We start from the raw sequence: 7,710 nt of genomic DNA, 5'->3' as shown, positions 1-7,710 counted from the left end.
GACACATGAAATCTGCCGTCAACGCCTTTCTTCATATTTCTGTCATATAAGTCAGAAATACCCCAAAAAGACGAAAGCCGGCCCCAAAGGGCCGGCTTTCAACGCCGCTTACAAGCTAGGAAACGCAAACTGCGACGCTTCATGGCTGGCCCGTTGCGGCCAACGCTGGGTAATCGCCTTGCGACGGGTATAGAAACGCACGCCATCCGGGCCATAGGCATGCAAGTCGCCAAACAGCGAACGCTTCCATCCACCAAAGCTGTGATACGCCACCGGCACCGGCAGTGGAACGTTAACGCCCACCATGCCCACTTCGATCTCATCACAGAACAGGCGTGCCGCTTCACCATCGCGAGTGAAGATGCAGGTACCGTTGCCGTATTCGTGGTCGTTGATCAGTTGCATCGCCGCTTCCAGGCTGTTCACCCGAACCACGCACAACACCGGCCCAAAGATCTCTTCCTTATAGATACGCATCTCAGGCGTCACGCGATCGAACAGACTGCCACCCAGGAAGAAGCCCTCCTCATGCCCGGCAATGCTCAAGCCACGGCCATCGACCACCAACTCTGCCCCTGCCGCGACACCGTCCTCAATATAGCCACTGACCTTGTCCCGAGCCTGACCGGTAACCAACGGCCCCATATCCAGACCGCAAGATGTGCCGGCACCGATCTTCAAGGCCTTGACCTGTGGCACCAGCTTGGCGATCAACGCATCCGCCACCTGATCACCCACGCACACGGCCACCGAAATCGCCATGCAACGCTCACCACAGGAACCGTACGCCGCGCCCATCAAGGCACTGACCGCGTTATCCAGATCCGCATCCGGCATCAACACCGCATGGTTCTTCGCTCCGCCCAAAGCCTGTACGCGCTTGCCACGCTTGGTCGCTTCGGAATAGATGTATTCGGCAATAGGCGTCGAACCCACAAAACTCAGCGCTTTGACTTCCGGTGCCTCGATCAGCGCATCCACCGCGCCCTTGTCACCGTGCACCACGCTCAGTACACCTTTAGGCAGACCGGCCTCCTGCAACAACTGCGCGATCAGCAGCGTCGAACTTGGATCACGCTCCGATGGTTTCAGGATGAAACAGTTACCGCAGACGATTGCCAGCGGATACATCCACAACGGCACCATTGCCGGAAAGTTGAACGGGGTAATACCGGCCACCACGCCCAACGGCTGGAAATCCGACCACGCATCGATGTTTGGTCCTACGTTACGGCTGTACTCGCCCTTCAGAATCTCCGGTGCCGAACACGCATACTCAACGTTCTCGATCCCACGCTTCAATTCACCTGCCGCATCTTCCAGCGTCTTGCCATGCTCTTCACTGATCAACTGCGAGATGCGCGCTTCGTTCTGCTCCAGCAATTGCTTGAAACGGAACATTACCTGGGCACGCTTGGCCGGTGGGGTATTACGCCATGCCGGGAAAGCCGCCTTGGCAGAATCGATCGCCTGTTGAATCGTTTCGCGACTGGCCAACGGCACCTGGTGGATCACCTGACCGGTAGACGGGTTGTACACGTCGGCACTACGGCCGCTGTCATTGACCAACTCGCCGTTGATCAAATGTTGGATAAGGCTCATGCAGGGCTCCTGAAAAATTGTTCTATATAGAAGGAGAAATCAGTCGATCTTGTTCAGCACTTCGCCGACCGCGTCGAACAGACGATCCAGGTCCTGCGGCTTGCTGTTGAAGGTTGGCCCGAACTGCAAGGTATCGCCGCCAAAACGCACGTAGAAACCAGCCTTCCACAAGGCCATACCCGCTTCGAATGGACGCACGATGGCATCGCCGTCACGCGGGGCAATTTGGATCGCGCCGGCCAGCCCGTAGTTACGGATGTCGATCACGTTCTTGCTGCCCTTCAACCCGTGCAGCGCATTCTCAAAGTGCGGTGCGACTTCGGCTACGCTCTGCACCAGGTTTTCCTTCTGCAACAGGTCCAATGCCGCCAGGCCAGCAGCACACGCCACCGGGTGAGCCGAGTAGGTGTAGCCGTGGGGGAATTCCACCGCGTACTCAGGCGTCGGCTGGTTCATGAAGGTCTGGTAGATCTCGCTGCTGGCGATCACCGCGCCCATCGGGATTGCACCGTTGGTGACTTGCTTGGCGATGCACATCAGGTCAGGCGTCACGCCGAAGCTGTCGGCACCGAACATCGAGCCCGTACGACCGAAACCGGTGATCACTTCGTCGAACACCAGCAGGATGTTGTGCTGGTCGCAGATTTCACGCAGACGTTTGAGGTAACCCTGCGGCGGCACCAGCACGCCAGCGGAACCGGCCATTGGCTCGACAAACACAGCAGCAATGTTCGAAGCATCGTGCAGTTCGATCAGCTTGAGCAGCTCGTCGGCCAAGGCAATGCCGCCCTGTTCCGGCATGCCACGAGAGAACGCATTGCTCGCCAGCAAGGTATGGGGCAGATGGTCAACATCCATCAGAGCCTGACCAAAAATCTTACGATTACCGTTCACGCCGCCCAGACTGGTCCCGGCGATGTTCACGCCGTGATACCCACGAGCGCGACCAATCATCTTGGTCTTGGTGGCCTGACCTTTCAGACGCCAGTACGCGCGCACCATTTTCACCGCGGTATCAGCGCACTCGGAACCGGAGTCGGTGAAGAACACGTGGTTCAGGTTGCCAGGGGTCAGGTCGGTAATCTTTTCCGCCAACTGGAAGGACAACGGATGACCGTATTGAAAGCCCGGCGAGTAGTCCAGGGTGCCCAATTGCTTGGCAACTGCTTCCTGGATCTCTTTACGCGTGTGCCCGGCCCCGCAGGTCCACAGGCCCGACAACGAGTCGTAGACCTTGCGCCCCTTGTCATCGATCAACCAACTGCCTTCCGCCCCCACGATCAGGCGCGGGTCACGCTGGAAGTTACGGTTGGCGGTGTACGGCATCCAATGCGCGTCCAGCTTCAGTTGGCTGGCCAGGGACGATGGGGCGTTTTCGGGCATGTTCATCAGCAAAACCTCGCAGGGCAAAAGGCAGCGTCGGGATTGAAAAGCGTTGTTGCAGCTAAATTGCCACGGCGATAAAGTCGGTGAAATTCAACTCTTCTAACCTTCAGTCAGGCCTTCACTAAACTATGAGCAGCCGTCGAACCGATCCCCTGGCCCAAGTCAGCGACTTCGATATTCGCCTGCTGCGCATCTTTCGCAGTGTGGTGGAATGCGGCGGCTTCTCGGCGGCGGAAACCGTCCTCGGCATCGGCCGTTCGGCCATCAGCCAGCAAATGAGCGACCTGGAGCAACGTCTAGGCTTGAGGCTTTGCCAGCGCGGTCGCGCCGGTTTCTCCCTGACCGAAGAGGGCCGCGAGGTCTATCAATCCGCCTTGCAACTATTAAGTGCATTGGAAAGCTTTCGCACAGAGGTCAATGGCCTGCACCAGCATTTACGTGGCGAGTTGATCATTGGCCTCACGGATAACCTCGTCACCCTGCCCCACATGCGCATCACCCATGCACTGGCGCAGTTGAAGGAGCGCGGTCCAGACGTGCAAATTCAGATTCGCATGATCGCCCCCAACGAAGTCGAACAAGGCGTACTCGACGGCCGGCTGCACGTCGGCGTTGTTCCGCAAGCCAGCGCATTGTCGGGACTGGAATATCAACCGCTGTACAGCGAACGCTCCCTGCTCTATTGCGCCGTCGGCCACCCGCTGTTCTACGCCGACAACAAGCAACTGGACGACACGCGCATCGACAGCCAGGACGCCATCGCCCCCACCTTCCGCTTGCCCGCCGACATCCAGGCCCACTATCAGGCACTCAACTGCACCGCCAGCGCCTCGGACCGTGAAGGCATGGCGTTCCTTATCCTCACCGGCCGCTATATCGGCTACCTGCCCGACCACTACGCCAGCCTCTGGGTACAACAAGGACGACTGCGTGCGCTGAAACCGGCTACACGCTTTTACGATTTAAGCCTCGCTTCGGTCACGCGCAAGGGCCGCCGCCCCCATTTGGTGCTGGAAAGTTTTCTGGAAAGCCTTGCGGCCACCCGCTAATACGGCCCAGCAACAAAAAGCTGAGCAGTTGGACAGTTTTTTGCAAGACCCCAAGGACATCGACCTTGAGCTTGCCCGCCATGCCACCAGAATCCTCCAGCAACAGCGACTTGATCTACGGCCTCAACGACCGCCCCAAACCCGCCCCCGCGCTGTTGGCCGCATTGCAACATGTGCTGGCCGCGTTCGTCGGCATCATCACTCCACCACTGATCATCGGTTCCACCCTGGGCCTAGGCGCTCATTTGCCCTACCTGATCAGCATGGCGTTGATGGTTTCCGGCGTCGGCACGTTCATTCAGGCACGCAGGCCGTTTGGTATTGGTGCCGGGATGATCTGCCTGCAAGGCACCAGCTTTGCGTTTCTCGGCGCGGTGCTGTCGGCGGGGTTTCTGGTAAAGCAACGCGGCGGTAGCCCGGAAGACATCATGGCGATGATCTTCGGCGTGTGCTTTTTCGGGGCGGTGGTGCAGATCGTGCTGAGCCGCTTTATCGGCCAACTGCGCCGGGTGATCACGCCGTTAGTGACCGGGATTGTCATCACCCTGATCGGCATCAGCTTGATCAAAGTGGGGATCACCGACTTGGGCGGCGGTTTCAACGCCCCCGACTTCGGTGCCCCCACCAACCTGGCCTTGGGTGTGTTCGTGGTGTTGACGATCATCCTGCTCAACCGCTCCAACACACCGTGGGTAAGACTTTCCGCGATCATCATCGGCCTGGCCCTGGGTAGCCTGGCCGCCTGGTTCAGCGGCAAGCTCGTGCCCCAAGCCCTGCCGGACCTGCCCTTGGTCAGCCTGCCGATTCCCTTTCGTTTCGGTTTCAACTTCGACTGGAGCGCTTTCCTACCCATCGCGCTGATTTATCTGATCAGCAGCATCGAAACCGTCGGCGACCTTACCGCCAATTGCATGATCGCCCGCCAGCCCATCAGCGGCCCTTCTTATATAAGCCGACTCAAGGGCGGCGTACTTGGCGACGGCGTCAGTTGCATGATTGCCGCCACCTTCAGCGCCTTCCCCAACACCACCTTCGCGCAGAACAACGGTGTGATCCAACTCACCGGGGTTGCCAGCCGTTACGTCGGGTTATATATCGGCGTGGCGCTGTTTTGCCTCGGCTTGTTTCCGCTGATTGGCGCGGTGCTGCAGCAAATCCCCAAACCGGTGCTGGGCGGCGCAACCCTGGTGATGTTCGGCAGCGTAGCCGCCGCCGGCGTGCGGATCCTGGCCCAGGCGCCGTTGGACCGGCGCAGCATGCTGATCATCGCCACCTCTTTCGGCGTGGGCCTGGGTATCGCCGCCCAACCGAACCTGCTGCACTTGATGCCGACATTGGTGCAAAACCTGTTCGATTCGGCCATCACCAGCGGCGGCCTGACAGCCATTGTGCTGTGCCTGTTATTACCAGAGGCCAAGGCCGGCAGCGTTGCCGCAAACCACGCATCGGAAAGCGACACACTCGAACCGCTTTGACGGTTTTATTGCGTCGGGGCTTGTCTGAGGCTTGAGGGTGGGTTATCTGTGCACACGTCGTCTCTATCGATCAGCACGGAAACCTCCATGAGCCTCGAAGTTCCTGCCCACAGCAACCCCACCGGAAAACCCGCCAGCCGCATTCGGCAGAAGAACGAACAAGCGATTCTCCAGGCTGCTGAAGACGAATTCGCGCGCCATGGCTACAAAGGCACCAGCATGAATACCATTGCAGCCAGCGCCGGGCTGCCAAAAGCCAACTTGCATTACTACTTCACCAACAAGCTGGGCCTGTATATCGCGGTGCTCAGCAATATTCTCGAATTGTGGGACAGCACCTTCAACGGGCTGAGTGCCGAGGATGACCCCGCTGTCGCCCTCACCCGCTATATCCGCACCAAAATGGAATTCTCGCGGCGCCAGCCCCAAGCCTCCAGGATCTTCGCCATGGAGATCATCAGCGGTGGCGAATGCCTTACCGAATATTTCAGCCAGGACTATCGCGCCTGGTTCAGCGGCCGCGCCGCGGTGTTCCAGGCGTGGATCGACGCCGGCAAGATGGACCCCATCGACCCCGTGCACCTGATCTTCCTGTTGTGGGGCAGCACTCAGCACTACGCCGACTTTGCCACGCAGATCTGCCGCGTCACCGGTCGCACCAAGCTGACCAAGCAGGACATGGAAGACGCCGGCACCAACCTGATCCACATCATTCTCAAAGGCTGTGGCATCAAGCCCGCCCTATAAACGAAGCGATTTATGTCTTTCACGCTCACCGGCCTTTGCGAATTTCGTGAAGAAATACGCAAAAGCCGCTTTATCACCCTCGCCGCCCCGATCACCAGCCCGCAGGACGCCCAGGCGTTTTTCGAGCAACACAGCGACCTGAACGCCACGCACAATTGCTGGGCCTGGAAACTGGCGGACCAATACCGCAGCAATGACGATGGCGAGCCGGGTGGCACCGCCGGGCGGCCGATTCTGGCGGCCATCGAGGCGCAAGGTTTTGATCAGGTCGCGGTGCTGGTGATTCGCTGGTACGGCGGCATCCAATTGGGTACTGGTGGCCTGGCCCGTGCCTACGGTGGCGGTGCCAATAAATGTCTACAGAATGCCGACCGCATCGAGTTGATCAGCCGCGTGCTGCTGAGTTGCGCCTGCGGTTTTTCCGAATTGAACCTGGTGAAGTTGCGCGTTTTCGAATTGGGTGGGCTGGTGGTGGAGGAAACCTTCACCGCCAATGGCGTCGAACTGCAACTCGCTCTGGGCGAAGCGCATATCGAAATCTTACAAACCCAACTTGCCGACCTCAGCCGTGGGCGTATCCTGCTGCAACGTTGAAACCCTTACTGAACCGCGACTCCAAAGGAAGCTTTTCATGTCTACGCCAAAAACCGCACTGATCATCGGCGCCTCGCGCGGGCTGGGCCTTGGCCTGGTCAAGCAACTGCTCCAGGACGGCTGGGACGTGACCGCCACCGTGCGTGACTCAAGCAAGGCCGACGCGCTGAAAGCCGTTGGCCCGGTGCAGATCGAGAAACTCGACATGGACGATCAACAAGCCGTGATCGCCCTGAGCCAGCGCCTTAAAGACCGCACCTTCGACCTGCTGTTCGTCAATGCCGGCGTCAAGGGCCCGGCCAACCAGGAACCTGGCCACGCCACCCTCGCGGAAGTTGGCCAATTGTTCTTCACCAATGCCGTGGCGCCAATCAACCTGGCTCAGCGTTTTGTCGGGCAGATCCGTAAAGACAGCGGCGTGCTGGCCTTTATGAGTTCGGTATTGGGCAGCGTAACCATCCCCGACGGTTCGGATTTGGCGCTTTACAAGGCCAGCAAGGCAGCGCTCAACTCCATGACCAACAGTTTCATTACCCAATTGGGTGATCAAAAGTTGACCGTGTTGTCGCTGCATCCGGGCTGGGTGAAGACGGACATGGGCGGCGAGAATGCCCATATCGACGTCGACACCAGCGTGCGTGGCCTGGTGGACCAGGTGAATGCCTACACCGGCAAAGGCGGCCATCACTTCGTGGACTACAAGGGCGACACCATCGCCTGGTAACCCGCCCGGAACAACATGTGGGAGGGGGCTTGCCCCCGATTGCTGTGGATCAGTCAATAAATTTATTGGCTGACACACCGTCATCGGGAGCAAGCTCCCTCCCACATAGATTGCGCCAACTTTCCTATAGATG

The 7,710-nt window shown here is 59.0% G+C and carries 7 protein-coding genes; 5 read left to right on the top strand and 2 right to left on the bottom strand.

The window, feature by feature from the left end; all coding sequences use genetic code 11:
* Positions 1-108: 108 nt before the first annotated feature.
* Together DYL61_RS23120 and aptA are read right to left on the bottom strand one after the other, a co-directional pair.
* On the bottom strand, positions 109-1,602 hold the full coding sequence (locus DYL61_RS23120; RefSeq protein WP_124528143.1) for a CoA-acylating methylmalonate-semialdehyde dehydrogenase: 1,494 nt from the start codon (positions 1,600-1,602) through the stop codon (positions 109-111).
* Between the two features lie 39 nt (positions 1,603-1,641).
* Positions 1,642-2,991 (bottom strand): omega-aminotransferase AptA, encoded by a 1,350-nt coding sequence (gene aptA / locus DYL61_RS23115; protein WP_105700083.1) that lies wholly within the window; start codon positions 2,989-2,991, stop codon positions 1,642-1,644.
* A 125-nt stretch (positions 2,992-3,116) separates the two neighbouring features.
* On the opposite strand from aptA, the gene DYL61_RS23110 reads away from it, so the two are divergent.
* From DYL61_RS23110 to DYL61_RS23090, 5 genes are all read left to right on the top strand, one after another.
* Positions 3,117-4,037 (top strand): LysR family transcriptional regulator, encoded by a 921-nt coding sequence (locus DYL61_RS23110; RefSeq protein WP_105700084.1) that lies wholly within the window; start codon positions 3,117-3,119, stop codon positions 4,035-4,037.
* A gap of 80 nt (positions 4,038-4,117) precedes the next feature.
* On the top strand, positions 4,118-5,512 hold the full coding sequence (locus tag DYL61_RS23105) for a uracil-xanthine permease family protein (protein WP_135310253.1): 1,395 nt from the start codon (positions 4,118-4,120) through the stop codon (positions 5,510-5,512).
* 87 nt (positions 5,513-5,599) lie between these two features.
* Positions 5,600-6,259: a TetR/AcrR family transcriptional regulator gene (locus tag DYL61_RS23100; protein WP_105700086.1), complete on the top strand. Its 660-nt coding sequence runs from the start codon at positions 5,600-5,602 to the stop codon at positions 6,257-6,259.
* A gap of 12 nt (positions 6,260-6,271) precedes the next feature.
* The gene (locus DYL61_RS23095) at positions 6,272-6,853 is read left to right on the top strand and encodes an IMPACT family protein (RefSeq protein WP_135310252.1); all 582 of its coding nucleotides are present in this window, start codon (positions 6,272-6,274) and stop codon (positions 6,851-6,853) included.
* A gap of 37 nt (positions 6,854-6,890) precedes the next feature.
* Positions 6,891-7,577: an SDR family oxidoreductase gene (locus DYL61_RS23090; protein ID WP_135310251.1), complete on the top strand. Its 687-nt coding sequence runs from the start codon at positions 6,891-6,893 to the stop codon at positions 7,575-7,577.
* Positions 7,578-7,710: the final 133 nt, after the last annotated feature.

Origin of the sequence: Pseudomonas nabeulensis (assembly GCF_004682045.1) — a bacterium.
In the GTDB taxonomy this organism is placed as follows: Bacteria; Pseudomonadota; Gammaproteobacteria; order Pseudomonadales; family Pseudomonadaceae; genus Aquipseudomonas; species Aquipseudomonas nabeulensis.
This window is presented reverse-complemented; position numbering and strand designations above follow the sequence as displayed.